This is a genomic window from Phycicoccus ginsengisoli (genome assembly GCF_054779295.1).
Genome location: NZ_BAAGYN010000001.1, coordinates 543,127 through 566,487 on the forward strand (window position 1 = coordinate 543,127; position 23,361 = coordinate 566,487).

The following is a 23,361-nucleotide window of genomic DNA, read 5'->3' on the forward strand; positions in this document are numbered from 1 at the left end:
CGCCCGTCCCTACGCAGTTCTCCAGTTCCCGTCGGCGGGTCCGCGGCTCATACTCGAACCGTGTTCGCGCAGTGTCCGGGGTTGGATGCCGAGGTGCGGGCGGCGTACCTGCACCGGTTGGGCGTCGTCGTGGAGGCGCCGTCGGTGGAGGCGCTGCGACTGCTGGTCCAGCGTCACTCCGAACGGGTCCCGTACGAGACCCTCTGGATCCAGGCCGGGGAGGCTTGGGGCCTGGACCCGGTCGAGTCCGCCGTCCGCATCGCGCTCCGGGGCCGTGGTGGCTACTGCTACCACATGAACGGAGCCCTCGGCCTGCTGCTCGCCTCCCTGGGATACGTGGTTCGCGGGCATGTCGGAGGCGTCCACGGCCCCGAGGGGCCCAGCGACTCCTCGTGGGGGAACCACCTGGTCCTGACGGTGGAGCTGCCACCGAGCGAGGAGAGCCCGACTGGTCTCTGGTACGTCGATGCCGGTCTGGGCGACGCGCTGCACGGGCCCCTTCCCCTCGTCCCGGGCAGACACCGTCAGTCGCCGTTCGACCTCGAGCTGGAACGTGCGTCCGACGGGGCGAGGTGGCACCTCACCCATGACCCGAGCGGCGGGTTCAGGGGGATGACGTGGGACATGGCGGAGGCGCGACTCGAGGACTTCGAGGCCCAGCACCGGTGGCTGTCGACCTCGCCCCAGTCGGGCTTCGTGCAGGTGCCGATGGCGGAACGTCGTGACGCCACCGGAGTCGACGTCGTCCGAGGGCTCGTCCTGAGCCGGGTCGGGGACGGAGCCCGCACCGCCGAGCCGATCACTGACCGGGCAGCGTGGTTCGCCCTGCTCGTCGACCTGTTCGGGCTCCGGCTGGAGGGCTTGTCACCCGAGGCGCGTGACCAGCTCTGGCGGAGCGCCCTGGCCGCCCATCGCCGGTGGCGGGACGAGCAGGAGTCACAGGTCGCCCAGGGCACCGCGGTGTCCGAGGCGCCGAGTGGTCCGTAGCGGGCAGGAGGTGGTCTTCGTGGTGGTCTCCGCACCTCCGGGCCCTGGGCAGCTGACCCGCGCCTGGCTCCAGGGTGTCCTGCACCCGGTCCGCGTCATGACGTCCTTGCCGGACGCGGGAAACCCCCGACTCGGCCTGGCCGCCGTCCTGACCCGTTTCGCCGTCCAGGACCTCACCCAGACGGTCCCCCTGGCGTTGCTCGGTCGGCGGCCGTTCGCGCCTGCCGCGGTGCCGATCCGGCCCGAGCACCACTACCGCGCGCAGGCCCTCTTCCTGCCGGTGTTCGGCCTGGGGGAGTGGCTGCTGATGAGCGGTGCGGCACACGTCGTGCTTCGAGCGAGCGGTCACCGATCGGACCTCCGCCGGGTGCTCGACGTGATCGGGGTTGCCATGCTCGTTCCGATGCCCCCACTGTGGCTCGCCGACGCCGCCCTGATCGTCACGGACCGGTTCCGGATGCCCGCCCTGGGCTACGTCAACGTCCCGGTGCAGCTCTGGGAGACGGTGCTGTTCGCGGTCGGGCTGCACAGCGCCCTCCAGGCGCCCTGGCGACCCGCTGTGCTCGCGGGGCCCACGGCCAGCGCGACGTACGTCCTCGGTGCATCACGAGTCCTGCGCTGACGCCCGGTCGCCCCGCTGGACGGGTGACCGGGCGAGGCCACGAGACCAGGAGACGTCATCAAGGCCTCCCGCCAGGTCTTCCGGCGCGGCAAAGGCCCGCGACCGGGAGTCGCGGGCCTTCGGTGGTGGTGCGCCATCAGGGACTCGAACCCCGAACCCGCTGATTAAGAGTCAGCTGCTCTGCCAATTGAGCTAATGGCGCGCGAGGAGAGACAGTAGCAGGAGCGGGCCGCCCCCGTGAAATCGGCTGGAGCGACGTGGCATTCGGCGCGGCGCCACAGTTCCGCCCGGCCTCAGCCGGAGCGGCGCCGACGGGTCACGGCCACCAGGGCGATGCCGGCCGCGAGCGCCAGGGCGGCCACCCCGACGGCGAGACCGATGCGCGTCGTGCGTCCGTCGTCGCCCTTCGCGGAAGCCGTCCCCGCGGGCGCGGCGGTGGCGGTCGGCGAGGGCGCGGAGCTGGCCGGGGACTGCGGCGGGGAGGTGGTGCCGGCGGCGGCCGGCGCCGAGGCGAGCACGAACGTGGTCCGGTCGGACACCGGGTGCCCGTCCGCGCTGACCACCCGGAACGCGACGGTGTACGTGCCGTCGGCCAACCCGTCCTGCAGCGGCTGGGTCACCACCGCGCCGTCGACGCGGGGCCGGCCGCTGCCGACGGAGCCGTCGGGGCCGGTCACCGTCACCGTGGCGAAGCTCTCGCTGATCGGGTCGTCGAAGGTCAGGACGACCTGCGTCGGGGCCGTGGTGAGGCGTGCCCCGTCCTCGGGGGAGACCGTCTTCAACGCCGTGTGGGCGTCCGCCCCGACCGCGAAGACCACCTGCGCCAGCACCCCCAGCAGCAGGCCGAGCACCGCAGCCCAGACGGTGAGGCGGACGACCTTCTGCTGGCGCTTGCTGGGGACGAACACGCGCCCCATTCTGCCCGACGCGACCGGAACGGCCCGAGGGCCCCCGACCGGTCGGTCGGGGGCCCTCGGTCTGGGGTGAGTGACGGGACTTGAACCCGCGACATCTGCGACCACAACGCAGCGCTCTACCAGCTGAGCTACACCCACCATGCGTCGCGGCCGGACGCTGCCGGCCGCTGAAGCGACGCCAATAGTACCCGCTCCCGACGGGTGCTCGTGACCACCCGGTCAGCCGCCGGCCCCACCGCGGGTGTGGCGAGCCGCCGGCATACCGCGGGGCTCAGCCGTGGTCGACGACGTGCTGCGCGGCGATCGACTTGGCGGTGTCGCTGTCCGGACCCGGCGGCGGCACGAACACGGCCTCGCGGTAGTAGCGCAGCTCGGCGATCGACTCGCGGATGTCCGCGAGCGCGCGGTGCCCCCCGGACTTCTTCGGGGCGTTGAAGTAGGCGCGCGGGTACCAGCGGCGCGACAGCTCCTTGACCGACGACACGTCGATGATCCGGTAGTGCAGGTGCGCCTCGAGCTCGGGCATGTCGCGGGCGAGGAACCCGCGGTCGGTCGCCACCGTGTTGCCCCCGAGCGGCGCCTTGCGCGGCTCGGGGACCCACTCCCGCACGTACGCGAGCACCTGCGCCTGCGCGTCCTCCATCGTCGTGCCCCCGGCCAGCTCCTCGAGCAGCCCCGAGGACGTGTGCATGTCGCGCACGAACGGGTCCATCTGCTCCAGCGCCTCGGCGGGCGGGGCGATGACCACGTCGACGCCGTCGCCGAGCTGGTTCAGCTCGAAGTCGGTGACCAGCGCGGCCACCTCGATGAGCGCGTCGTCGCGCAGGGACAACCCGGTCATCTCGCAGTCGATCCAGACGATGCGGTCGTTGACGGAACGTTCGGTCGGGGTGCTCACGCCCGCCACCCTATGGCGCCGCGCGGCGCGACGCGGGCCGGTCCCCAGGTGCTGCACTAGCCTGCCGGTCATGACCTGGGGACAGGAACAGGGGTATGCCGGGCCGCCGGCCGTGGAGCAGGGCGCCGACGTGGGCGACTCGGGCCGGGGGAGTGGCCGGGCTGCGGTCCGGCGCTGGCTGCTCGCGGGGATCATCGTCGTCGGCTTCGCGGTCGCGGCCGTCGTCCTGGCTGCGTACTACAACGCCACGCTCGGGGTGGTGACGACCCTGTTCGCGGTGCTGCTGGCTGCGATCCCGCTCGGGATCGTCATCCCCTCCTTCCTTTGGCTCGACCGCTTCGAGGCGGAGCCCAACCGGTACCTGCTCGTGGCGTTCCTGTGGGGCGCGCTCGTCGCGGCGCTCGCAGCGGGCGTCTTCAACACGGGGGCGAACATCGCCTTCCGCGCCGCGACCGGGGCCGACGAGCCGGCGATGCTGGCCACCGCGATCTTCTCGGCGCCGCTCGTGGAGGAGGCGGCGAAGGGGCTCCTCGTCCTGCTCGTCTGGCGGCTGCGCCGCCGTGAGTTCGACGGCATCACCGACGGCATCGTCTACGCCGGCGTGGTGGCGGCGGGCTTCGCCTTCACCGAGAACATCCAGTACCTCGGGATGGCGTACGCCGACGGCGGCGACCAGGCGCTCACGGGCACCTTCGTCGCCCGCTGCCTGTTCACCCCGTTCGCCCACCCGATGTTCACGGCCATGACCGGCATCGGGATCGGCATCGCCGCCACCACCCGGAACCGGGCCCTCAAGGTCCTCGCGCCCCTGGGCGGCTACCTGCTCGGTGCGGCCCTGCACGCGCTGTGGAACCTGGCCGCCTTCACCGGCGGGTCCGGGCTCGTGGCCGTGTACCTCGTCGTGGAGGTGCCGATCTTCCTCGGCTTCGTCGCCCTCATGGTCTGGGCCCGACGGCGGGAGGGGCGGCTCATCGGCCGGTACCTCAGCGTGTACGCCGACGCCGGCTGGTTCAGCCGCGGCGAGGTGCAGATGCTCTCGACCATGTCGGCGCGCCGGGCCGCGCGGGCGTGGGCCCGGGGAGCGGGCGGGCGCCGGGGCCTGTCCTCGATGCGCCGGTTCCAGGACTCGGCGTCGGAGCTGGCACTGCTCCGGGCCCGCATGCAGCACAGCGCCGCGGACCAGCAGGCGCTGCGGACCGAGCGCGATCTGCTCGGGTCGATCACCGCCGCGCGCCAGCGCTTCCTGTAGCCGGCCGAGCCCACGTACTAGCGTGCCCGGATGCGCACCCTCGACCTCGCCGAGTCCTTTCGCCCCGACCTCGTCGCCCTGCGCCGCGAGCTGCACCGGTTCCCCGAGGTGGGGATGCACCTGCCCCTGACCCAGCAGGCCGTGGTCGACGCGCTCGCCGGCCTGGACCTCGAGGTCACCCTCGGGCGTGACCTCTCCTCGGTCGTGGCGGTGCTGCGCGGCCGTGGCGGCGACCCCGAGGGGGAGCGCCCGGTCGTGCTGCTGCGCGGCGACATGGACGCCCTGCCCGTGACGGAGGACCTGCCACTCGAGTACGTCTCGAAGCACGACGGCGTCATGCACGCGTGCGGCCACGACCTGCACGTCGCCGGTCTCGTCGGGGCCGCCCGGATCCTGCACGAGCTGCGCGACGAGCTCGAGGGCGACGTCGTCCTCATGTTCCAGCCGGGGGAGGAGGGACCGGGCGGCGCCCGGCCGATGATCGACGAGGGCCTGCTCGACGCCGCGGGCCGGCGCGTCGACGCGGCCTACGCCCTGCACGTGTACTCCTCCGAGCACCCGCTCGGCACCTGGTTCGGGCGCCCGGGGCCGCTCATGGCGGCGGCGGACGAGGTGTACGTGCGCATCGTCGGTGCGGGCGGTCACGGCTCGCAGCCGTTCCGGGCGAAGGACCCGATCCCGGTCGCGTGCGAGGTGGTCGTGGCGCTGCAGACGCTGGTGACGCGGCAGTTCGACGTCTTCGACCCGGTGGTCATCACGGTCGGCAAGTTCGCCGGCGGCACCAAGGACAACATCATCCCGGACGACGCGGTCTTCGAGGCGACCGTGCGCAGCCTGTCGCCGGAGAGCCGCTCGGAGGTGAGCCGTCGGATCGAGCAGCTCGCCACGGGGATCGCCGCCGCGCACGGGCTGACCGCCGAGGTGACCCACCTGCCGGGCTACCCGGTGACCGTGAACGACGAGGCCGAGTACGCGTTCACCAAGGACACGATCGTCGACCTGTTCGGGGCGGACCGGTACACCCACCAGCGCGACCCGGAGATGGGGTCGGAGGACTTCTCCTTCGTCGGTGAGCTCGTGCCGAGCGCCTACGTCAACCTCAGCGCCTGCCCGGTCGCGGACTTCGAGTCGGCGCCGGACAACCACTCACCGCGGGCGGACTTCGACGACTCGGTCGTGCCCGACGGCGCCGCCCTGCTCGCCGAGCTCGCCCTGCGCCGCAGTGCACAGCTGCGCGCGGGGATGCGCCCCTAGACTGTGCGGGCCCAGCCCCCGTAGCTCAGCTGGATAGAGCAAGGGCCTTCTAATCCCGAGGTCGCAGGTTCGAGTCCTGCCGGGGGCGCTGAACGGCCGAAGCGGAGCGAGCCGTCAGCGACCCCGGTCAGGACGACGGGAGCCGGCCGAACGCCAGTGAGGCCGGTGGCTCCTGCCGGGGGCGCTGAACGGCCGAAGCGGAGCGAGCCGTCAGCGACCCCGGTCAGGACGACGGGAGCCGGCCGAACGCCAGTGAGGCCGGTGGCTCCTGCCAGGCGGCGCCATACCGTCGAGGCCCGGGCCCGGCAGAGTTGCCGGGCCCGGGCCCGTCCCGGCAGTGGCGCCTGTGACCCCTGCGTCCCGGAGGCCTACTTGCAGTACACCTCCACGCGGTAGGTGGTGTCGTCGCCGGCGTTCCAGGGCGCCACGGTGACGGACACCGAGTAGCTGCCGCTGCCGTTGCGGTACCTCTCACCGTTCGGGCCGGTGACGTAGTCGATCGTGCAGCCCGCCTGGTCGGAGACCGTGATGGTGTGCGTCCCTTCCTCCGCCGCCTCGACGTGTGCCTCGTTGTAGGCGAGGATCGCCGGGTCGTACTCCGAGAACTTCACGTTCGACGCCCCGACCGTGTCGGTCCAGCCGGCGGCCATGCCAAGGAGGGCATCGCCGTTCTTCCAGAACCGGGTGTCGATCTCGACGATGGCGTTCTCCTTGACCTTGAAGTTGTCGGTCTTGGAGTAGCGGGGGACGAAGCAGTCCGTCTTGGACGCCTTGTTGCAGTCGAGCCGTGACGTCGGGGTGACCCACACCTTGTAGACGCCGCCCGGGTTGGGGGTGTCGGCGTAGGGGTACAGCTGCACGGTGATCCCGGGGTCGTCCCCACTCGTACCCGTCGCATGCGGGGTGCATCCAGCGACGGCCACGAGGGCGGTGATCACGCCGGAGGCGTCGACGCTGAACTGGCGGCAGGCGCGGGCGTCCTCGGAGAGGAGGACCCGGCCGTTCGGGTTGGTCACCTGGAAGGTGTAGGTGCCGGCGGGTAGCCCGGCGGCGTTGATGGGGGCGTTGATGCCCGGCCCGCCGTTGAGGTACACGTCCTGCTTGGCGGCGTAGTGGTTGAGGTTGACCGGGACGCCGCTCACGTCGGTGGTGAAGATGGCCCCCGAGATCTGGCCGCCCCCAGGGGCCGCTGACGAGCCCGACGCGGCGACGACCAGCGCCAACGGCACCGCCGCGACGACCGCGAGAATTCTGCGCTTCATGACAGCCTGCTTCCTGCCCGGCGTGGTCCGCGTGCGGTGCGCACAGGGCCGGGCACGGCCACGCTAGGAGCGCCTCGCCGGGAACGGATCTGGCGTTCTCCGTAGTTCCGCTCGTCCTAACGGACATCTGTCGGGCGCACCGAGCCGTTCCGGCCACGCCCGAGCGGGAGGAGCGCGACCGGCTCGTGCCGCGGGCGGCCGCCGCGGCCCTCGCCGAGGTGCGACGCGAAGAGGGTGACCTCGTCGGCGGTCCAGCGCGGCCCGGCATACGAGGCGAGCACGCGCAGCCACCGGGTCGACTCGAACGGGCGCCGGGACCGGGCCAGGGTGACGTGGGGATGGAACGGGCCGCCCTGCGGTGCGGCGCCGGCGTGCCCTGCCGCCGCGCGCGCGACCCGCGCCAGGGCGGCCAGCTCCTGCGGCGCACCCTCGACCCCGGTCCAGAGGACGCGGGCGGCGTACACCTCGGGGAACGCACCCGCGCCCTGCAGGTGCAGCCCCAGCGGCGCGCGCCCGGTCGTCGCCGCGGCGAGCTGCTCGACGAGCCGGTCGACCGCCCGTGCGGGCACGTCGGCCATGAAGGCCAGCGTGACGTGCCACTGGTCGGTGTCGGTCCAGCGCAGGGCCGCCCCGGCGTCGCGACGCGGCTCGAGGAAGGCGTCGAGGTCATCGACCGCCGCGACCGGCAGCACGAGGGCCGCGAACATCCGCACGAGCCCATTGTGGCGCCACCCTCGGCACTAGATTGGTGGCCTGACGAAGGGGAGGCCGGTATGCCGTCATGGCGCCCGCAGTGGTCGCTCGCCCAGTGGCCCCTGGCTCGCACGTGGTTCCTCACCGTGCGCCTGCTCGAGGGAGCCGGTGCCCTGCTCGTCCTCGGGCAGGTCCTCGACGGCATCACGGCGTGGCGGCAGGTGGCGGCCTTCGGACCCACCTCCGGGGACGGCACGGTCGGGCACCTCACCTTCCAGCAGCACGTCACCGTGTTCGCGCAGAACATCGTCTACCGGCCCGTGGTGCTGCTCTCGCTGTTCACCGCGCTCGTCGTCCTGGGCGGGGTGTGGGTGCTGCTCCGAGTGCGCCCGGTGGAGCACGCGCGGCTGCTGCGCTGGGAGCTGCTCGTCCTGGGGCTGGGTCAGCTGGTCGTCGCCCTCGTCGGAGTGGGGGTGAGCATCCTGACGATGTTCTCGACCGACCCGTCGGAGGGGTCGGCCGATCCCATGACCGTCACGCTCTGGACCGGGCCGGGCCCGGTCCAGCAGGGGCTGGTCGGTCTGGCGCCCAGCGGAGCCACCGTCGTCGCGCTCGTCGTCGCAGCCCTGTGGTGGGCCAGGCTGCCGGCCGAGTTCGAGGCCGAGGACCGCGGAGCCGAAGGGGAGGCCGTGGCCGACCGCGTCGAGGCCGGGGACCAGCTGGTCGCCGCCGCACCGGCGGACGGGTTCCGCGACGAGGTGGGGAAGCGCAGGTCGGCCGTGGCCGTCGAGACCGGCGCAGGCCACGGGGCGCCCACTGCCGAGGTCGAGAGGACGCCCCGCCGAGGGCGCGGGCCCCGGTCCTGGCGTCACGAGCCGGCTCCCGACGGTGACGAGATCGTCCTCGACGGGGTCGAGCAGATCGCGCCGGTCGAGCGGCTGACGCGCCGCGACGAGGGGGACGGCTCGACGGGCAACGGGTACGAGACCTGGCTGCGCAGGCCCTGAGCGGACCCGGCGAAGGGGCGCCGCAGAGCCGACACACCCGGGCTCGGGGTCGCCGTGCCGGGTGCCCCGGAAGGGTCCGGGTGCGGCGGTCCTCGTCCGTTCGGACGAAGTTGTGACAAACCCGTGCCCGCGCGGGGTCTGTCGCGTCGGGGACATGTGTACGGGTTCGTTAGGCTTCAGGCGTGCTTTCCCCCGACGACGCCACAGTCATGGTCGGCGCCGTCACGACCCTGCGTGAGCAGGTGTCGAAGGCGGCGCTGCCGCTCGACGTGCCCGAGGTTGCGACGGCGCGGGCGACCCGCGAGGCGCTGCTCAGCCAGCTCGACGACTACGTGCTGCCGCGGCTGCGCTCCCTCGACGCGCCGCTGCTCGCCGTCGTCGGCGGGTCGACCGGCGCCGGCAAGTCCACCCTCGTCAACTCGATCGTCGACGCCGAGGTCTCCGCGTCGGGGGTCCTGCGTCCGACGACGACGGTGCCGGTCCTGGTGCACCACCCCGAGGACGAGAAGTGGTTCCTCGACGACCGCATCCTGCCCGGGCTGAGCCGCACGACCGGGACGACCGGTGCCGCCGGTCACGCGGACACGACGACGCTGCGCCTGGTCGGCTCGCGCTCGCTGCCTCCCGGGATGGCGCTGCTCGACGCTCCCGACATCGACTCCGTCGTCAGTGCCAACCGGGCCCTGGCCGGCCAGCTGCTCGCCGCGGCGGACCTCTGGCTGTTCGTGACGACCGCGGCTCGGTATGCCGACGCGGTGCCCTGGGACCTGTTGCGCCAGGCCTCCGAGCGGGGCACCGCGATCGCGATCGTCCTGGACCGCGTGCCGCCGGAGGCGATGTCGGACATCCGCAGCCACCTCGCCCACATGCTGCGCGAGCAGGGGCTGTCCACGGCGCCGATCTTCGGCATCCCCGAGGCGACCCTCGGCGACCAGGGCCGGCTCCCGGAGGGCGACGTGGCGCGGCTGCGCTCCTGGCTGACCGCCCTCGCCAGCGACTCCCGGGCCCGCAGCGTCATCGTGCGCCAGACCCTCGAGGGTGCCCTCGGCTCCCTGGAGCAGCGGGCGGGACTGCTGGTCGCCGCGCTCGAACGCCAGGCGGAGGCCCGCACCGCGCTGGAGCGCGCGAGCGAGGACGCCTACGCCGCCGCCGTGACCAACGTCGAGAACGGTATGACCGACGGCACCCTCCTGCGCGGCGAGGTCCTCGCCCGGTGGCAGGAGTACGTCGGCACCGGTGAGTTCTTCAAGCAGGTCGAGTCGACCGTGTCCCGGGTCCGCGACCGGATCACGGCTGCCATCAAGGGCGCCCCTGTGCCGTCCGGGGACCTCGGCGAGGCGCTGCAGACCGGCGTGGCCGCCCTCGTCCTGGCCCAGGGCCAGGGCGCGCCACTGGCGGCGGCCCGAGCCTGGCGCAGCCTTCCCGGCGGGACCGCCCTGCTCGAGCACTCCGCGCAGGACCTGGCCAAGCCGGCGCCGGACCTCGGCGACCGCGTGGAGCGGCTCGTGCGCGACTGGCAGGGCGACGTCCTGGACCTCGTCCGCCGCGAGGGCCGGGACCGGCGCACCACGGCGCGCATCGCGGCATACGGGCTCAACGGCGTGGGCGTGATCCTCATGCTGGTGGCCTTCGCGCACACCGGCGGCCTCGTCGGGGCCGAGGTCGGCATCGCCGGCGGCACCGCGGTGCTGGCGCAGAAGGTGCTCGAGGCGATCTTCGGCGACCAGGCGGTGCGCGACATGGCGCGCAAGGCCCGTGAGAACCTGCTCACCCGCGTGCGGGAGCTGTATGCCGTGGAGCGGGCGAGGTACGACGAGTCCCTGGCGGACGCGATGGTGACGACGGACCAGGCAGCGCGCCTGGCAGATGCCGCGGCAGCGGTGAAGGCGGTGCGATGAGCCCCCTGATCATGGGTGGTGCACGGGTCAAGGGCATCACGGCCAAGGAGCTGGCGCAGAAGTCGGCGTCGCTCGAGCTGGCCCTTGAGGCCGGGGACGGCCAGCTCGACCCGGTCCGCCGCGAGGAGGCCGGGGAGCTGGTCACCAAGGTCGCCGAGCGCACGTCGAAGTCGGGGGGACACACGGTCGTCGCGCTCGCCGGCGCCACCGGGTCGGGGAAGTCCAGCCTCTTCAACGAGCTCGTCGGCGACCAGGTCGCCCTCGTCGGCGCCCGTCGCCCCACGACGTCACGTCCGGTGGCCGCGGTCTGGGGTGAGGAGGACGCCGGGCCCCTGCTCGACTGGCTGGGCGTCCAGCACCGCCACCGGGTCGCGCCCGAGGACGAGCTGGCGGAGCAGGACGGCCGGTCGCTCGCGGCCCGCCTCGGGCGTCGTCCGTCGCGGGACGCGCGGCCGGGGCGCCTCGACGGGCTGGTCCTGCTCGACCTGCCGGACTTCGACTCGCGCGTGCTGGAGCACCGGGAGGAGTCCGAGCGGGTGCTCAAGCTCGTCGACGTGTTCGTCTGGGTCACGGACCCGCAGAAGTATGCGGACGCCCGGCTTCACGACGACTACCTCCGGGTCCTGGCCAGCTATGACGCGGTGACCGTGGCCGTGCTGAACCAGACCGACCGCCTGACGCCGGACGCGGTCGGGCAGGTGCGGTCGGACCTGTCCCGGCTCGCGGCCGACGACGGCATCGGGCAGCTCCAGGTCATCGCCACCTCCGCCCGCACCGGTGAGGGGGTCGACGACCTGCGGATGCGCCTGGCCACCGCGGTGGCGGCCCAGAACGCCGCGCAGCACCGGCTCGCGGCTGACCTGCGCACGTCGGCCGCGGCGCTGCGGGCCGACCTGGGCGTCAACGAGCCACAGCTGTCCGAGCAGGTCGACGAGGAGCTCGTCGACGCCCTCGCCCGGGCCGCGGGCATCCCCGTGGTCGTCAACGCCGTGGAGCGCGACTACCGCCACCAGGCGTGGGGACGCACGGGGTGGCCCTTCACCCGCTGGGTCCGGGCCCTGCGGCCGGACCCGATGAAGCGGTTGCGCCTCAACACCCGCGACGCCGTCGAGGAGAAGCTCGCGGTCACAGCGGGTGACGTGCGGACCGTGCTCGGGCGCTCCTCGCTCCCGCCGCCCACGCCGGCTGCTCGCGCCGCCGTCGAGCTCGCCACCCGCCGGGTCGGGGCCGAGGCCGCCGAGGGCCTGCCGCACCGGTGGGCCGAGGCCGTGGCGGACGCCGCCACCCCTCCGGGGCCCGAGCTGGCAGACGCCCTCGACCAGGCCGTCGTCGGGACGTCGCTCAAGATGCGCCCGCCGCTGTGGTGGCGGGTCTGCGGGCTGCTCCAGCTGCTCTTGGCGCTGGTCACCGTGCTCGGCCTGTTGTGGCTGGTCGTGCGCGTCGTCCTGGGCTGGCTCGCCCTGCCGTCGGTCGAGACGCCGCGGGTCGGGTCGGTGCCGCTGCCGCTGCTCATGCTGGTCGGCGGCCTGGTCCTCGGGCTCGGCCTGTCGGCCGCGGCCCGGTGGTGCGCCGTGGTGGGTGCGCGCCGGCGCGCCGAGCGGGTCCGGCGTCGGCTGGTCGAGGCAGTGTCCGAGGTGGCCGAGTCGCGCATCATGGCGCCCGTCCGAGCGGTGCTCGCCAGGCACAAGACGGCCCGTGAGGCACTCGACCTCGCTGCCGTCTGACGCTTCGGTTCGCAGAGCCACTCACCACCGCCGGCGTAGCGCCCGTCAACCGCACGGTGCAGCGGCCCCCGCGGCCCGCCCGGCGGCGGAGCGGCCGTCCACAGAGCTGCCCGGGCCCGTCCGTCGTCCACAGGCGGGCGACGACACCCTCGTCGGGCGCCCGTTGCCTCGCCACTGTGGTCGCAAGACACAGGACACGAATGACGAGGTGAGCGAGATGAACGAGTCCTACATCACGGTGACCGGCCGGCTGGTCGCCGACCCCGAGGCCCGCACGACGCGGACGGGAGTGCCCTTCGCGGCGTTCCGGGTCGCGTCGACGGTGCGCAGGCTCAACGCCAGGACCGGCAACTACGAGGACGTCGGCACCAGCTTCTTCAACGTGACGGCCTTCCGGGCGCTCGGCGCCAACGTGGCCAACTCGGTGAAGAAGGGCGAGTCCGTCGTCGTCCACGGCCGGTTGCGGGTCAACCAGTGGATGCGCCAGGACAACACGCCCGCGACGTCGGTGGAGATCGATGCCTACACCGTGGGCCACGACCTCAACTGGGGGACCACGGCCCTGCACCGGGTCACCCGGGCCCAGCTCGACCAGCACGACCGCATGGCCGACGAGGGGGTGCAGGACGCCATGGCCACCCTGGAGGGCGAGCAGGTCCAGCCCATCGAGGACCTGGGCGACTTCGACCCCGGTGACCTGGCGGCCCGTCGCCGGGACGGCGAGCTGGATCCCGAGACCGACGAGTACGAGGTCGAGACCGAGCCCACGGGCCTGGTGCCGCGCGACGGGGGCGAGCCCGCCCTGTCGGGCGTCTGAGGGGGCCGACGCGGATTCGGGCGTGGGGGCGCCGCCAGATAGCCTTGCCCCCATGCCCGAGTTCATCTACGTCATGTCGAAGGCCCGCAAGGCCCATGGTGACAAGGTCATCCTCGACGACGTCACCATCTCCTTCTACCCCGGCGCCAAGATCGGCGTCGTGGGTCCCAACGGCGCCGGCAAGTCCTCGGTGCTCAAGATCATGGCCGGCCTCGACCAGCCCTCCAACGGTGACGCCCGACTGACGCCGGGCTACTCGGTCGGCATCCTCATGCAGGAGCCGGAGCTCAACGAGTCCAAGACCGTCCTCGGCAACGTCGAGGAGGGGGCCGGCGAGATCAAGGCCAAGCTCGACCGCTACAACGCGATCTCCGCCGAGATGGCCGAGCCGGACGCCGACTTCGACGCCCTCATGGAGGAGATGGGCAAGCTGCAGGAGGCCATCGACGCCGCCGACGCCTGGGACCTCGACTCCCAGCTCGAGCAGGCGATGGACGCGCTGCGCTGCCCCCCGCCGGACGCCGACGTGACCGTGCTGTCCGGTGGTGAGCGGCGTCGCGTCGCGCTCTGCAAGCTGCTGCTGCAGAAGCCGGACCTGCTGCTGCTCGACGAGCCCACCAACCACCTCGACGCCGAGTCGGTGCTGTGGCTCGAGCAGCACCTGGCCGCCTACCACGGCGCCGTCGTCGCCGTGACGCACGACCGGTACTTCATGGACAACGTCGCCCAGTGGATCCTCGAGCTCGACCGGGGCCGCGCCTACCCGTACGAGGGCAACTACTCCACGTACCTGGAGAAGAAGGCGGCTCGTCTCGAGGTGCAGGGCAAGAAGGACGCCAAGCTGGCCAAGCGCCTCGCCGAGGAGCTGAGCTGGGTCCGGTCCAACGCCAAGGCCCGCCAGACCAAGTCCAAGGCGCGCCTCGCCCGGTACGAGGAGATGGCGGCCGAGGCCGAGCGCACCCGCAAGCTCGACTTCGAGGAGATCGCGATCCCGCCGGGCCCGCGGCTGGGCAGCAAGGTCATCGAGGTGCGGAACCTGCGCAAGGGCTTCGGCGAGCGCCTCCTCATCGACGACCTGTCCTTCACCCTCCCCCGCAACGGCATCGTCGGTGTCATCGGCCCCAACGGGGTGGGCAAGACGACCCTGTTCAAGACCATCGTGGGCCTCGAGGAGGCCGATGCCGGCACGGTCGACGTCGGGGAGACGGTGAAGATCTCCTACGTCGACCAGAGCCGGGGCGGCCTGGACCCGAACAAGAACCTCTGGGAGACGGTGTCGGGCGGCCACGACTACATCAACGTCGGGCAGGTCGAGATCCCCTCGCGGGCCTATGTGTCGCAGTTCGGGTTCAAGGGCCCGGACCAGCAGAAGAAGACCGGCGTCCTGTCCGGTGGGGAGCGCAACCGACTCAACCTCGCGCTGACCCTCAAGGAGGGCGGCAACCTGCTGCTCCTCGACGAGCCCACCAACGACCTCGACGTCGAGACCCTCGGCTCGCTGGAGAACGCGCTGCTCGACTTCCCGGGCTGCGCGGTGGTCATCAGCCACGACCGCTGGTTCCTCGACCGCGTGGCGACGCACATCCTCGCCTACGAGGGCGACGACGAGAACCCGGCCAAGTGGTACTGGTTCGAGGGCAACTTCGAGGCGTACGAGGCCAACAAGGTCGAGCGGCTCGGCGCCGACGCCGCCCGCCCGCACCGGGTCACCTACCGCAAGCTGACGCGCGACTGACGTGCGGTGGCCGTCGTCGGCTGGCCTCAGCGGACGACGGCCACGACCACGACGAGCAGCAGGATCCCCAGCGGCAGGAAGATGCTGAACCTCTTCCACGTGCTCGGGCGCAGCTCCTCGCCGCCGAGCAGCCCGCGCGCCTCGGCGTCGCTGATGGGCCGCGTCGCCCACCCCTGGTCGGTCGCCGTGGCGAGCGCGTACCGGTAGCCCCACGTGGTGGTGAACAGGAACATCAGGTGCAGGTACCGGTACATCAGGACGACCGCCTGGTTCGGCGACACCCGTCGGTTGATGCTCTTGCCACCCCAGCCCCAGAACAGCATGGTGCAAACCCAAACCCCCTCGTCAGTACGTCCGGCCGGACGCCGCGGTCACTGTAGCGAGTGCGGCCGGCCCATGGGCCGGGACGCGTGACCAAGGGGCCGGGTGGGGGGACGCCCGCGCCCCTACGGTGAACCCGCCGAGGGGAGGTGGCCGTGTCCGTGTCCGCCCGAGCAGACGTTGCGGGCTGCGTCGCGCGGCTCGCGTGGGTCGACCGGCTCAAGGTGATCACGATCGCCGGCGTCGTGGTGGTGCACGTGGCGACGGCCTACGTCGTCACATCGGCTGGTACTACGAGGAGCGGACGACCTCGAAGGTCACCCCGGTGGTCCTGGGCGTACCGGCCTTCCTGACCGGGGTGTTCGGCCTGGCCCCGCTCTTCCTCGTCGGGGGCTGGATGGCGGCCGGCTCGCTGGCCCGCCGCGGTACCGGTCCCTTGGTGCGCGGCAGGCTGCTGCGGCTGGGCGTGCCGACGGTGCTCTACTTCCTGGTCGTCGACCCCTTCGCCGACTACCTCGGCGGCCGGGTTCAGGGTGAGCCGCGCACGCTCGTCGACTACCTCACCGACATCGGCGGCGACCGTGACCTCGGGCCGGTCTGGTTCATCACAGCCTCGTGACCGGCTTCGGCCCGTTCGCGGTCACGCTCGCACTCGTCGACGGGCTCGGCGCGCTCGCCCTGTCGGTCTGGGCGTGGGCGTGGTTCCGTCGCCGCTGGTCCGGACCGCCGGGAGCCCTCATGGCGCGCGCGTCTCGCGGCGCGTACGCGGCATACCTGCTGCACCCGGTCGTGCTCGTCCTGCTGTCGGGCGCCGCGCACTCGCTGCCGTGGGCGCCCGAGGCCAAGTTCGTCCTGGTCTCCGCGGTGGGCGTGCCGGCGGTCTTCGCGGTCGGCTGGCTCGTCACGCGGGTGCCCGGGGTGTCCCGGGTGCTGTGAGGGTCCTGGTCCTGTGGGTCGGCAGCCCGCAGCGACTGTCAGCGGGCGCTGACCAGTCGGAGCCCGAGCTCGGCGTAGGCCGTGCCGATGGCCTCGGGGGTGCGCTTGATCTCGGGGTCGTACCAGCGGGCGACGTCGACGGCCATGGACATCAGGGCGAGGGTGGTGTCCGGCACGTCGTCGACGTCGAACTCGCCCTGCTCGACACCCTGGGTGACGACGGTCCGGACCACCGCGTCGATCTCCTTGCGCAGCCGCAGCACGTCGTCGCGGTGCTCGGGGGTGAGGTTGCCGAACTCGTACTGCACGATCCGGGCGACCCGGAAGTGCTCGGCGTGCCAGCGCGCGAAGGTCGCCATGATCGCCCGGAGGGCATCGGTCGGCGTCTGCTCGCGGGCGGCCGCGTCGCGCAGCATGTCGCGCGCGACGACGTGGCCCTCGCGGCTGAGCTGGTAGAGCAGCTCCTCCTTGGTGGCGAAGTGCACGTAGACGCCGGCGGGGGACAGGCCCGCGCGGGCGGCGATGTCGCGGGTCGTCGTCGCGTGGAAGCCCCGGTCGGCGAAGGCCTCCGCGGCGGCCTGGAGCAGCCGCTGCGCGGTGTCCTGCGGCGCCGGGGCCGTCGTCGGGTCGACGGCCACGGGACGGGCGGGGCTGGGCATGTTGACAGCATGCCCGACGTCTCGGAGACTAAGCAAGCGCTTAGTCAGTACCCGTGTCCCGCAAGGAGAGCCATGCCCCGCAACCTGTACGGCCCCGACCACGAGGCCTTCCGCAGCTCGGTCCAGGAGTTCGTCGAGCGGACGCTGCGTCCGCGCGCCGAGCAGATGCTCGAGGTCAAGTCGATCGACCGCGACATCTGGAAGGAAGCCGGCAAGCAGGGGCTCTTCGGCCTCGACATCCCCGAGGAGTTCGGCGGCGCCGGGGCCGAGGACTACCGCTTCAACGCCATCGCGGCCGAGGTCATCGCGGGCTTCAACTTCGCGGTGTCGAGCTGCTTCGGCATCCACTCCGACGTCTGCCCGCCATACGTCGTCGACCTCGGCACCCAGGAGCAGAAGGAGCGCTGGCTGCCGGGCATGGCCAACGGCGACCTCATCTGCGCCATCGCGATGACCGAGCCGTCGGGGGGCTCCGACCTCGCCGCGCTCAAGACCAACGCCGTGCGAGCCGACGACGGCTCGGGCGACTGGATCCTCAACGGCTCCAAGACGTTCATCACCAACGGCTACCAGGCCGACCTCGTCATCGTCGCGGCCCGCACCGACCCGTCCAAGGGGGCCAAGGGCATCACGCTGTTCATGGTCGAGGCCGGCATGGAGGGCTTCAACCGCGGCCGCAAGCTCGACAAGGTCGGGCAGGAGGAGGCCGACACCTCCGAGCTGTTCTTCGAGGACGTGCGCGTCCCCGACGCCAACCGCCTCGGCGAGGAGGGGCTCGGCTTCATCGCGATGATGCAGCGCCTGCCGCAGGAACGGATCGGCGCCGCCGTCGCCAACACCGCGCACGCCTTCCAGATCCTGCGCGAGACGATCGAGTACACCAAGGAGCGCAAGGCCTTCGGCCAGCCCGTCGGCTCGTTCCAGCACAACAAGTTCAAGATCGCCGAGCTGCAGACGCGGCTCGAGGTCACCCAGGCCTACGTCGACGACTGCATCGCGGCGCACGCCGAGGGGAAGCTCACCCCGGTCGACGCGGCCAAGGCGAAGTGGTTCTCCGCGCAGGTGCAGAACGACGTGCTGGACGAGTGCGTCCAGCTCTACGGCGGGTACGGCTTCATGAACGAGTACCGCGTCGCGCGCGCCTGGCGTGACGCCCGGGTCTCCAAGATCTGGGCGGGCTCGAACGAGATCATGAAGGAGCTCATCGGCCGGGACCTCGGGCTCTGAGCGTGGGGGCACACGACGGCAAGGTCGCGATCGTCACCGGCTCCTCCCGCGGCATCGGCCTGGGCATCGCCGCCCGGCTCGTCGCCGAGGGTGCCCGCGTGGTCCTGACGGCCCGCAAGCCCGACGCCCTCGCCGAGGCGGCCGAGCAGCTCGGTGGCGCCGACCACGCGGTCGGCGTCGCCGGCAACGCGGCCGACGAGGCGCACCAGGACGAGGTCGTCCGGACCGCGCTCGACCGGTTCGGCGGCCTGGACCTGCTCGTCAACAACACGGGCATCAACCCGGTCTACGGGCCACTGGTCGACACCCCGCTCGACGCCGCGCGGAAGATGTTCGACACCAACGTCGTCGCCGCCCTGGCCTGGGTGCAGAAGGCGGTGGCGGCCGGGCTCGGGGCCGACGGGCGGCCCGGTGCCGTCGTCAACGTCGCCTCGATCGCCGGGATCGGCGCTGCCGGGCCGATCGCCTGGTACGGCGTGACCAAGGCCGCGCTGATCCACCTCACCACCGAGCTGGGGTACCAGCTCGGCCCGGGGATCCGGGTCAACGCGGTCGCCCCGGCCATCGTCAAGACGCAGTTTGCCCAGGCGCTCTACGAGGGCCGCGAGGAGAAGGTCGCCTCGGCCTACCCGATGAAGCGGCTCGGGGTGCCCGAGGACGTCGCGGGCGCCGTGTCGTTCCTGCTCTCGGAGGACGCCGGCTGGATCACCGGCCAGACCCTCGTCGTCGACGGCGGCGTCACCCTCGGCGGCGGCCTGTGACGCTCGACCCCTCCGCGCTCGACCTCACCGGCGCCCGGGTCGTGGTGACCGGCGCCGCCCGCGGCATCGGCTCGGCCTACGCCCGGGCCTTCGTCGACGCCGGTGCGCGGGTCGTCGTCAACGACCTCGACGCCGACGCGCTCTCGGCGACCGCCGAGTCGCTCGGTGCCCACGCCGTCGCCGGCGACGCCTCGAGCGAGTCGGGCGTCGAGTCCCTCATGGCGGCCGCGCGCGAGCACCTCGGCGGCATCGACGTCTACTGCGCCAACGCGGGCGTGGCCCGCGGTGGCACCGAGGCCGTGGCCGAGAAGGCGTGGGAGGTGTCCTGGAACGTCAACGTCATGGGGCACGTGCGCGCGGCTCGGCTGCTCGTGCCCGAGTGGCTCGAGCGGGGGAGCGGCACCTTCGTCGCCACCGTGAGCGCCGCCGGCCTGCTGTCGATCCCAGGCGCCGCCCCGTATGCCGTGACGAAGCACGCCGCGCTCGCGTTCGCCGAGTGGATGTCGATGACCTACGGCGACAGGGGGATCCGCGTGCACGCGGTGTGCCCGCAGGGCGTGCACACGGACATGCTGCGCAGCTCGGGTGCCGCCGGTCGGGCCCTGATGGAGCCGACCGCGGTCTCGCCGGAGAAGGTGGCGCAGGACCTGTTCGCGGCGCTGGCCGACGGGCGCTTCCTGGTCCTGCCGCACCCCGAGGTGGCGCAGATGTACGCGCACCGGGCGGCCGACCCCGACCGCTGGCTCGCCGGTATGCGCCGGATGGCGGGGGCGCTGCCCGCCGTCACCATGGGCACCGACTGGCCCGGCTGAGCGACCGACCCGTCCGAGCGACCCACCTCGACCGACGACTCACCCAGGAGGCACCGTGCAGGCGTGGCAGGCGACAGCCCTCGGCGAGCCGATGGAGGTGCTGCAGCGGGCCGAGGTGCCCGAGCCCGTCGTCGGACCGGGGCAGCTGAGAGTGCGGGTGCTCGCCACCGCCCTCAACTTCCCGGACGCCCTGATGGTCCGGGGGCAGTACCAGGTGCGTCCGGAGCCGCCGTTCACCCCGGGCGTGGAGGTCTGCGGCGAGGTGCTCGAGGTGGGTCCCGGCGTGGACCCCGCCCGCTACCACGTCGGTGACCGCGTGGTCGGGACCACCGCAGTGCCGGCCGGCGGTCTTGCAGAGCAGTGCCTGATGCCCGCAGGCGGCGCGTTCCCTGCACCACCGTCGTGGTCCGACGCGCAGGCGAGCTGCCTCACGATCGGCTACCAGACGGCATACGTCGGGCTCGTGCGCCGGGCCGCCCTCCAGGCGGGGGAGACCCTGCTGGTGCACGCCGCGGCCGGCGGCGTCGGGACCGCTGCGGTGCAGGTGGGCAAGGCCCTCGGCGCCCGGGTGGTCGGTGTCGTGGGCGGAGCCGCCAAGGCCGAGGTCGCGCGGGCGGCCGGTGCCGACGTCGTCGTCGACCGCACGAAGGGCGACCTCGTGGGCGCGCTCCGGCAGGCGCTCGGCCGGGGTGGGGCGGATGTCGTGTTCGACCCGGTGGGCGGTCCGTCGTTCGAGGCCTCGACGAAGGTCGTGGCCTTCGAGGGGCGGGTCGTCGTCGTGGGGTTCACCAGCGGCACCATCCCGGCCCCGCCGCTCGGGCACGCGCTGGTCAAGAACTACTCGCTCGTGGGCCTGCACTGGGGCCTGTACCTCGAGCGCGACCCCGCGGTGGCACAGGCCGCGCACGCGCGGCTGCTGGAGCTGGCTGCCGAGGGGAAGGTCGAGCCCGTGGTCTCCGAGCAGGTGGCGTTCGCCGACGCGCCGGCCGCCCTGGGCCGGGTGGCGGCGGGCCGGACCACCGGACGGGTCGTCGTCCTGGGCGCCTGAACCTGCCGGCAGGGGTCGGCAGGCCCAGGCGACCACAGCCGGCGCTCCCGGCGTCAGGAGCCCTGCAGTCGGGCGAGCAGGTCGTCGATGGCGTTGTAGGACGACTGCAGCCCGGTCTCCATGCCCGACCCGACGACCGCGTCGACCGTCTGCGGCGAGTCGTACGTGCAGACGGCGTGCAACGTCGTGACGCCGTCCTGCTCGGTCAGCGTCGTGGTGATGGTGGCCGGCTCGGTGTCGGGCATCGAGTCGAACTTCTCGGTGTGCACCATCCGGCCCGGCGGGTCGAGCTCGAGGTACTCGCCCGAGAACGACACCTCGTACCCCTCAGGGGTCACCTGGGCGAAGTGCCAGCGGCCGCCGACCCGCAGGTCGACCTCGCAGGCGGTCATGGTGCCGTGCCCGGCGCCCCACCACTGCCGGACGTGCTCCGGGCGGGTCATGGCGTCGTAGACGAGCTGGGCGGGGGCGGCGAACTGCCGGGTGATGACGATGTCGGAGCCGTCGGTGGTGACGGTGGCCGTGTCGGTCGTGGTGCTCATGGTTGTTGTCCCTCCGGGTGCTGCTGGATGCGGGTGAGGTAGGCGTCGAGGCCGTCGAGGTTGGCCTCCCAGAAGCGGCGGTACTCCTCGAGCCACGTGGTCGCCGACCTCAAGGGCGTGGCGGTGATGCGGCAGTGCCGTCGCACCCCGTCGCGGTCCTTGGTGACCAGACCGGCGCGCTCGAGCACCGACAGGTGCTTGGAGATCGCCGGCAGGCTCATCGAGAACGGCTCCGCCAGCTCGCCGACCGTGGCGTCGCCCTGCGCGAGGCGCTCGAGGATGGCGCGTCGGGTGGGGTCGGCCAGGGCTGCGAAGGTGGCGCTGAGCGAGTCGTCCATCATCAACCAATCGGTTAATTAACTGATGAGGCAACTATGCGCGCGTCCCAGCCCGTCGTCAAGGGCCGCAGGACCCAGGCCCTGCGCGTCACGGGGGCCCCCCGAACCGCGGGTCTGCTCACAGATGTCCGTGGCACTGCGCGCGGATCGGATCCGTGCGCAGTGAGACGCAGGCGTGTGCGCAGACGAGCGTGCGCCGGACTCGGGTGGGCTCGGGGCGGGCTTGCGCGGCCCAGGGCCGGGCTTGCGCGGGTGGGGGATGGGTGGTGCGTATGCCGGGGGCCGGCTCAGCGGCCGGCGACCCGGCGCTGGAGCTCAGCCAGCTCCGTCGGCGGGAAGAGGTCCCGAGGCACGAAGAGGCTGGGGCGGCCGCCGCCGAGGTCCAGCCGCACGTGGCGTCGTCCGACGTGGCAGCGTCGCACCGACCGCAGGGACAGGTCGTCCACGAGGTCGTCGCCGGTCTGCAGGCGCAGCCGGTCCCCGACGAGGCCGGCGCGGACCAGGGAGCCCGGCAGGTAGGAGCGAGCGAAGAGCCGGGCACTGCCCACGACGCGCAGCCCCCAGAAGGACAGCAGCACGAGGGCCACCAGCGTCTGCGCCCACACGTGGGACGCGCTCCCGATCGCGAGGAGGAGGCCGGCGCACCCGAGGAGGAACGCCATCTGCGGCCGGCGGGCGGTCCAGGTGACGACGGCTCGGCGCAGGTCGCGCCGGGTGCGGTCGGTCACGACGAGGAGCAGCGGCAGGTCAGCCGTCGCCGACGCAGCGGCGGCAGGCGTCACGGGGACGGCGGGCGCGAGCAGGAACGCGAGGTCGTCGTCGGTCAGCAGCCCGCTCGGGAGGAACCCCAGGCGCCGGTTGCGCCGCAGCCGCACGCTCGTCACCGAGCCGCGCCGCCGTGCCGAGAGCAGCGAGCCGGGGCGCAGGTCGGTCCGCCCGGTGCCCGTCTCCAGCGCCAGGACGTCCGGCGCGGCATACCAGCTGCGCACGGCGTGACCGGTGAGGAGCAGGCGGCGCATGCTGCGCCACAGGTCACGGGCGACCACGAGGACCTCGAGGAGGTACAGCCCGACCGCTGCCACCCCCACCCGCCACCACGTCGAGGTGCCGGTGGCGGCGATCACGGCGTACCCGAACACGACGGCGAGCACGGCCAGCGCCAGGCCCTGCCGGCTGAGCAGCGACAGCCGCAGGGCAGCGCGAACGGTGACGCGCACCAGGGCCTGGTCGCCTTCGAGCACGATGGGCGGGCGCCGTGGCGGCGCGATGGCTGCCGGGACGGCGCCGGCCCAGGCCTGGTCGACGGGTCCGGTCGGCTGGTCTTCCCCCACGGCGTCGGAGTGTAGGCAGCCCGACGGCGGTCGGAGGGGCGTTTGCGGACAGGGTGTCCGGTCGGCCCAGCAGTCGCTCCGCCGTCGGGGTCGGCCGGCGGTCGGGCGGCGGCCGACCCGACGGCCGGCCGGCGTCGGGCAGCCTTCCCCGCCCCGGCGGTCAGACGGTATGACGTGACGCCCTCGGTGTGAGGGTTGGTTGCGGGCCGGGGCCTCGCTGACACATGTTCGTGGGTTACCGGACGAGGAAGTGGCCTTGCCCGGCCTATCCGACAGGTGTGGAGGAGGCCCCGGTGTTCATCGAGCGTACGAGCGTTGGGTTG

The 23,361-nt window shown here is 72.8% G+C and carries 24 protein-coding genes and 3 tRNA genes; 16 read left to right on the forward strand and 11 right to left on the reverse strand.

The window, feature by feature from the left end; genetic code table 11:
* Window positions 1-60 precede the first annotated feature (60 nt).
* Together ACYVDO_RS02520 and ACYVDO_RS02525 are read left to right on the forward strand one after the other, a co-directional pair.
* Window positions 61-987 (forward strand): arylamine N-acetyltransferase family protein, encoded by a 927-nt coding sequence (locus tag ACYVDO_RS02520; RefSeq protein WP_460932637.1) that lies wholly within the window; start codon window positions 61-63, stop codon window positions 985-987.
* Window positions 988-1,084: 97 nt separating this feature from the next.
* Entirely contained in the window at window positions 1,085-1,609 is a 525-nt protein-coding gene (locus tag ACYVDO_RS02525; RefSeq protein ID WP_460932638.1) for a hypothetical protein, read from the forward strand.
* Between the two features lie 126 nt (window positions 1,610-1,735).
* On the opposite strand, the gene ACYVDO_RS02530 is transcribed toward ACYVDO_RS02525, so the two are convergent.
* The 4 genes from ACYVDO_RS02530 to orn all read right to left on the reverse strand — a co-directional run bounded on the left by ACYVDO_RS02530 (window position 1,736) and on the right by orn (window position 3,424).
* Window positions 1,736-1,811: transfer RNA gene (locus tag ACYVDO_RS02530), tRNA-Lys, on the reverse strand.
* Window positions 1,812-1,902: 91 nt separating this feature from the next.
* Complete coding sequence (locus ACYVDO_RS02535) at window positions 1,903-2,517, reverse strand: copper resistance CopC family protein (RefSeq protein WP_460932639.1); 615 nt, start codon at window positions 2,515-2,517, stop codon at window positions 1,903-1,905.
* A gap of 71 nt (window positions 2,518-2,588) precedes the next feature.
* Window positions 2,589-2,664: transfer RNA gene (locus ACYVDO_RS02540), tRNA-His, on the reverse strand.
* Between the two features lie 133 nt (window positions 2,665-2,797).
* Window positions 2,798-3,424: an oligoribonuclease gene (gene orn, locus ACYVDO_RS02545; RefSeq protein ID WP_460932640.1), complete on the reverse strand. Its 627-nt coding sequence runs from the start codon at window positions 3,422-3,424 to the stop codon at window positions 2,798-2,800.
* Window positions 3,425-3,494: 70 nt separating this feature from the next.
* Here orn and ACYVDO_RS02550 point away from each other — a divergent pair, with 70 nt between their 5' ends.
* From ACYVDO_RS02550 to ACYVDO_RS02560, 3 genes are all read left to right on the forward strand, one after another.
* Window positions 3,495-4,673, forward strand: a complete 1,179-nt coding sequence (locus tag ACYVDO_RS02550) for a PrsW family intramembrane metalloprotease (RefSeq protein ID WP_460932641.1) — start codon at window positions 3,495-3,497, stop codon at window positions 4,671-4,673.
* Between the two features lie 30 nt (window positions 4,674-4,703).
* The gene (locus ACYVDO_RS02555; protein ID WP_460932642.1) at window positions 4,704-5,927 is read left to right on the forward strand and encodes a M20 metallopeptidase family protein; all 1,224 of its coding nucleotides are present in this window, start codon (window positions 4,704-4,706) and stop codon (window positions 5,925-5,927) included.
* Between the two features lie 14 nt (window positions 5,928-5,941).
* A tRNA-Arg gene (locus tag ACYVDO_RS02560) sits at window positions 5,942-6,015 on the forward strand.
* A gap of 280 nt (window positions 6,016-6,295) precedes the next feature.
* On the opposite strand, the gene ACYVDO_RS02565 is transcribed toward ACYVDO_RS02560, so the two are convergent.
* On the reverse strand, window positions 6,296-7,189 hold the full coding sequence (locus ACYVDO_RS02565; RefSeq protein WP_460932643.1) for a hypothetical protein: 894 nt from the start codon (window positions 7,187-7,189) through the stop codon (window positions 6,296-6,298).
* A 116-nt stretch (window positions 7,190-7,305) separates the two neighbouring features.
* Window positions 7,306-7,896 carry an RNA 2',3'-cyclic phosphodiesterase gene (gene thpR / locus ACYVDO_RS02570; protein ID WP_460932676.1) on the reverse strand — a complete coding sequence of 197 codons (591 nt, stop codon included), beginning with the start codon at window positions 7,894-7,896 and terminating at the stop codon, window positions 7,306-7,308.
* Between the two features lie 66 nt (window positions 7,897-7,962).
* On the opposite strand from thpR, the gene ACYVDO_RS02575 reads away from it, so the two are divergent.
* From ACYVDO_RS02575 to ettA, 5 genes are all read left to right on the forward strand, one after another.
* Window positions 7,963-8,889: a hypothetical protein gene (locus ACYVDO_RS02575; RefSeq protein ID WP_460932644.1), complete on the forward strand. Its 927-nt coding sequence runs from the start codon at window positions 7,963-7,965 to the stop codon at window positions 8,887-8,889.
* A gap of 182 nt (window positions 8,890-9,071) precedes the next feature.
* Window positions 9,072-10,787, forward strand: a complete 1,716-nt coding sequence (locus ACYVDO_RS02580; protein WP_460932645.1) for a dynamin family protein — start codon at window positions 9,072-9,074, stop codon at window positions 10,785-10,787.
* Complete coding sequence (locus ACYVDO_RS02585) at window positions 10,784-12,511, forward strand: GTPase (protein ID WP_460932646.1); 1,728 nt, start codon at window positions 10,784-10,786, stop codon at window positions 12,509-12,511. Before ACYVDO_RS02580 ends, ACYVDO_RS02585 begins: the two co-directional genes overlap by 4 nt.
* A 217-nt stretch (window positions 12,512-12,728) precedes the next feature.
* Entirely contained in the window at window positions 12,729-13,328 is a 600-nt protein-coding gene (locus ACYVDO_RS02590; protein ID WP_460932677.1) for a single-stranded DNA-binding protein, read from the forward strand.
* A gap of 52 nt (window positions 13,329-13,380) precedes the next feature.
* Window positions 13,381-15,063: an energy-dependent translational throttle protein EttA gene (gene ettA / locus ACYVDO_RS02595; RefSeq protein WP_460932647.1), complete on the forward strand. Its 1,683-nt coding sequence runs from the start codon at window positions 13,381-13,383 to the stop codon at window positions 15,061-15,063.
* A gap of 26 nt (window positions 15,064-15,089) precedes the next feature.
* On the opposite strand, the gene ACYVDO_RS02600 is transcribed toward ettA, so the two are convergent.
* Window positions 15,090-15,386, reverse strand: coding sequence for a hypothetical protein (locus ACYVDO_RS02600; RefSeq protein WP_460932648.1), 297 nt, complete (start codon window positions 15,384-15,386; stop codon window positions 15,090-15,092).
* Window positions 15,387-15,709: 323 nt separating this feature from the next.
* Between ACYVDO_RS02600 and ACYVDO_RS02605 the strand changes: the two genes are divergently transcribed.
* Both ACYVDO_RS02605 and ACYVDO_RS02610 read left to right on the forward strand, forming a co-directional pair.
* Complete coding sequence (locus ACYVDO_RS02605; protein WP_460932649.1) at window positions 15,710-16,003, forward strand: hypothetical protein; 294 nt, start codon at window positions 15,710-15,712, stop codon at window positions 16,001-16,003.
* A complete protein-coding gene (locus ACYVDO_RS02610; RefSeq protein WP_460932650.1) occupies window positions 16,000-16,320 on the forward strand; it encodes a hypothetical protein in 321 nt (106 codons plus the stop codon). Before ACYVDO_RS02605 ends, ACYVDO_RS02610 begins: the two co-directional genes overlap by 4 nt.
* Before the next feature lie 38 nt (window positions 16,321-16,358).
* Here the strand turns inward: ACYVDO_RS02610 and ACYVDO_RS02615 are convergent, their stop codons facing one another.
* Window positions 16,359-16,979 (reverse strand): TetR/AcrR family transcriptional regulator, encoded by a 621-nt coding sequence (locus tag ACYVDO_RS02615; protein ID WP_460932651.1) that lies wholly within the window; start codon window positions 16,977-16,979, stop codon window positions 16,359-16,361.
* 72 nt (window positions 16,980-17,051) lie between these two features.
* On the opposite strand from ACYVDO_RS02615, the gene ACYVDO_RS02620 reads away from it, so the two are divergent.
* The 4 genes from ACYVDO_RS02620 to ACYVDO_RS02635 are packed head-to-tail and all read left to right on the forward strand — an operon-like array spanning window position 17,052 to window position 20,827.
* Window positions 17,052-18,206, forward strand: a complete 1,155-nt coding sequence (locus ACYVDO_RS02620; protein ID WP_460932652.1) for an acyl-CoA dehydrogenase family protein — start codon at window positions 17,052-17,054, stop codon at window positions 18,204-18,206.
* A 2-nt stretch (window positions 18,207-18,208) separates the two neighbouring features.
* On the forward strand, window positions 18,209-18,967 hold the full coding sequence (locus ACYVDO_RS02625; RefSeq protein WP_460932653.1) for an SDR family oxidoreductase: 759 nt from the start codon (window positions 18,209-18,211) through the stop codon (window positions 18,965-18,967).
* Complete coding sequence (locus ACYVDO_RS02630) at window positions 18,964-19,779, forward strand: SDR family oxidoreductase (RefSeq protein ID WP_460932654.1); 816 nt, start codon at window positions 18,964-18,966, stop codon at window positions 19,777-19,779. The genes ACYVDO_RS02625 and ACYVDO_RS02630 overlap by 4 nt, the downstream gene beginning before the upstream one ends.
* Before the next feature lie 55 nt (window positions 19,780-19,834).
* The gene (locus tag ACYVDO_RS02635) at window positions 19,835-20,827 is read left to right on the forward strand and encodes an NADPH:quinone oxidoreductase family protein (protein WP_460932655.1); all 993 of its coding nucleotides are present in this window, start codon (window positions 19,835-19,837) and stop codon (window positions 20,825-20,827) included.
* Between the two features lie 53 nt (window positions 20,828-20,880).
* Here the strand turns inward: ACYVDO_RS02635 and ACYVDO_RS02640 are convergent, their stop codons facing one another.
* From ACYVDO_RS02640 to ACYVDO_RS02650, 3 genes are all read right to left on the reverse strand, one after another.
* Window positions 20,881-21,369 (reverse strand): SRPBCC family protein, encoded by a 489-nt coding sequence (locus ACYVDO_RS02640; protein ID WP_460932656.1) that lies wholly within the window; start codon window positions 21,367-21,369, stop codon window positions 20,881-20,883.
* Window positions 21,366-21,707: an ArsR/SmtB family transcription factor gene (locus ACYVDO_RS02645; protein ID WP_460932657.1), complete on the reverse strand. Its 342-nt coding sequence runs from the start codon at window positions 21,705-21,707 to the stop codon at window positions 21,366-21,368. The genes ACYVDO_RS02640 and ACYVDO_RS02645 overlap by 4 nt, the downstream gene beginning before the upstream one ends.
* 287 nt (window positions 21,708-21,994) lie before the next feature.
* Window positions 21,995-23,038: a hypothetical protein gene (locus ACYVDO_RS02650; RefSeq protein ID WP_460932658.1), complete on the reverse strand. Its 1,044-nt coding sequence runs from the start codon at window positions 23,036-23,038 to the stop codon at window positions 21,995-21,997.
* Between the last annotated feature and the right edge of the window lie 323 nt (window positions 23,039-23,361).

What these genes read in the sequence shown, in the direction of transcription:
- ACYVDO_RS02565 (WP_460932643.1), bottom strand. Translation starts at nt 7,189, where the DNA reads ATGAAGCGCAGAATTCTCGCGGTCGTCGCGGCGGTGCCGTTGGCGCTG.
- ACYVDO_RS02575 (WP_460932644.1), top strand. Translation starts at nt 7,963, where the DNA reads ATGCCGTCATGGCGCCCGCAGTGGTCGCTCGCCCAGTGGCCCCTGGCT.
- ACYVDO_RS02620 (WP_460932652.1), top strand. Translation starts at nt 17,052, where the DNA reads ATGCCCCGCAACCTGTACGGCCCCGACCACGAGGCCTTCCGCAGCTCG.
- ettA (WP_460932647.1), top strand. Translation starts at nt 13,381, where the DNA reads ATGCCCGAGTTCATCTACGTCATGTCGAAGGCCCGCAAGGCCCATGGT.
- ACYVDO_RS02645 (WP_460932657.1), bottom strand. Translation starts at nt 21,707, where the DNA reads ATGGACGACTCGCTCAGCGCCACCTTCGCAGCCCTGGCCGACCCCACC.
- ACYVDO_RS02640 (WP_460932656.1), bottom strand. Translation starts at nt 21,369, where the DNA reads ATGAGCACCACGACCGACACGGCCACCGTCACCACCGACGGCTCCGAC.
- ACYVDO_RS02615 (WP_460932651.1), bottom strand. Translation starts at nt 16,979, where the DNA reads ATGCCCAGCCCCGCCCGTCCCGTGGCCGTCGACCCGACGACGGCCCCG.
- ACYVDO_RS02585 (WP_460932646.1), top strand. Translation starts at nt 10,784, where the DNA reads ATGAGCCCCCTGATCATGGGTGGTGCACGGGTCAAGGGCATCACGGCC.
- ACYVDO_RS02600 (WP_460932648.1), bottom strand. Translation starts at nt 15,386, where the DNA reads ATGCTGTTCTGGGGCTGGGGTGGCAAGAGCATCAACCGACGGGTGTCG.
- ACYVDO_RS02550 (WP_460932641.1), top strand. Translation starts at nt 3,495, where the DNA reads ATGACCTGGGGACAGGAACAGGGGTATGCCGGGCCGCCGGCCGTGGAG.
- thpR (WP_460932676.1), bottom strand. Translation starts at nt 7,896, where the DNA reads ATGTTCGCGGCCCTCGTGCTGCCGGTCGCGGCGGTCGATGACCTCGAC.
- ACYVDO_RS02555 (WP_460932642.1), top strand. Translation starts at nt 4,704, where the DNA reads ATGCGCACCCTCGACCTCGCCGAGTCCTTTCGCCCCGACCTCGTCGCC.
- ACYVDO_RS02525 (WP_460932638.1), top strand. Translation starts at nt 1,085, where the DNA reads ATGACGTCCTTGCCGGACGCGGGAAACCCCCGACTCGGCCTGGCCGCC.
- ACYVDO_RS02590 (WP_460932677.1), top strand. Translation starts at nt 12,729, where the DNA reads ATGAACGAGTCCTACATCACGGTGACCGGCCGGCTGGTCGCCGACCCC.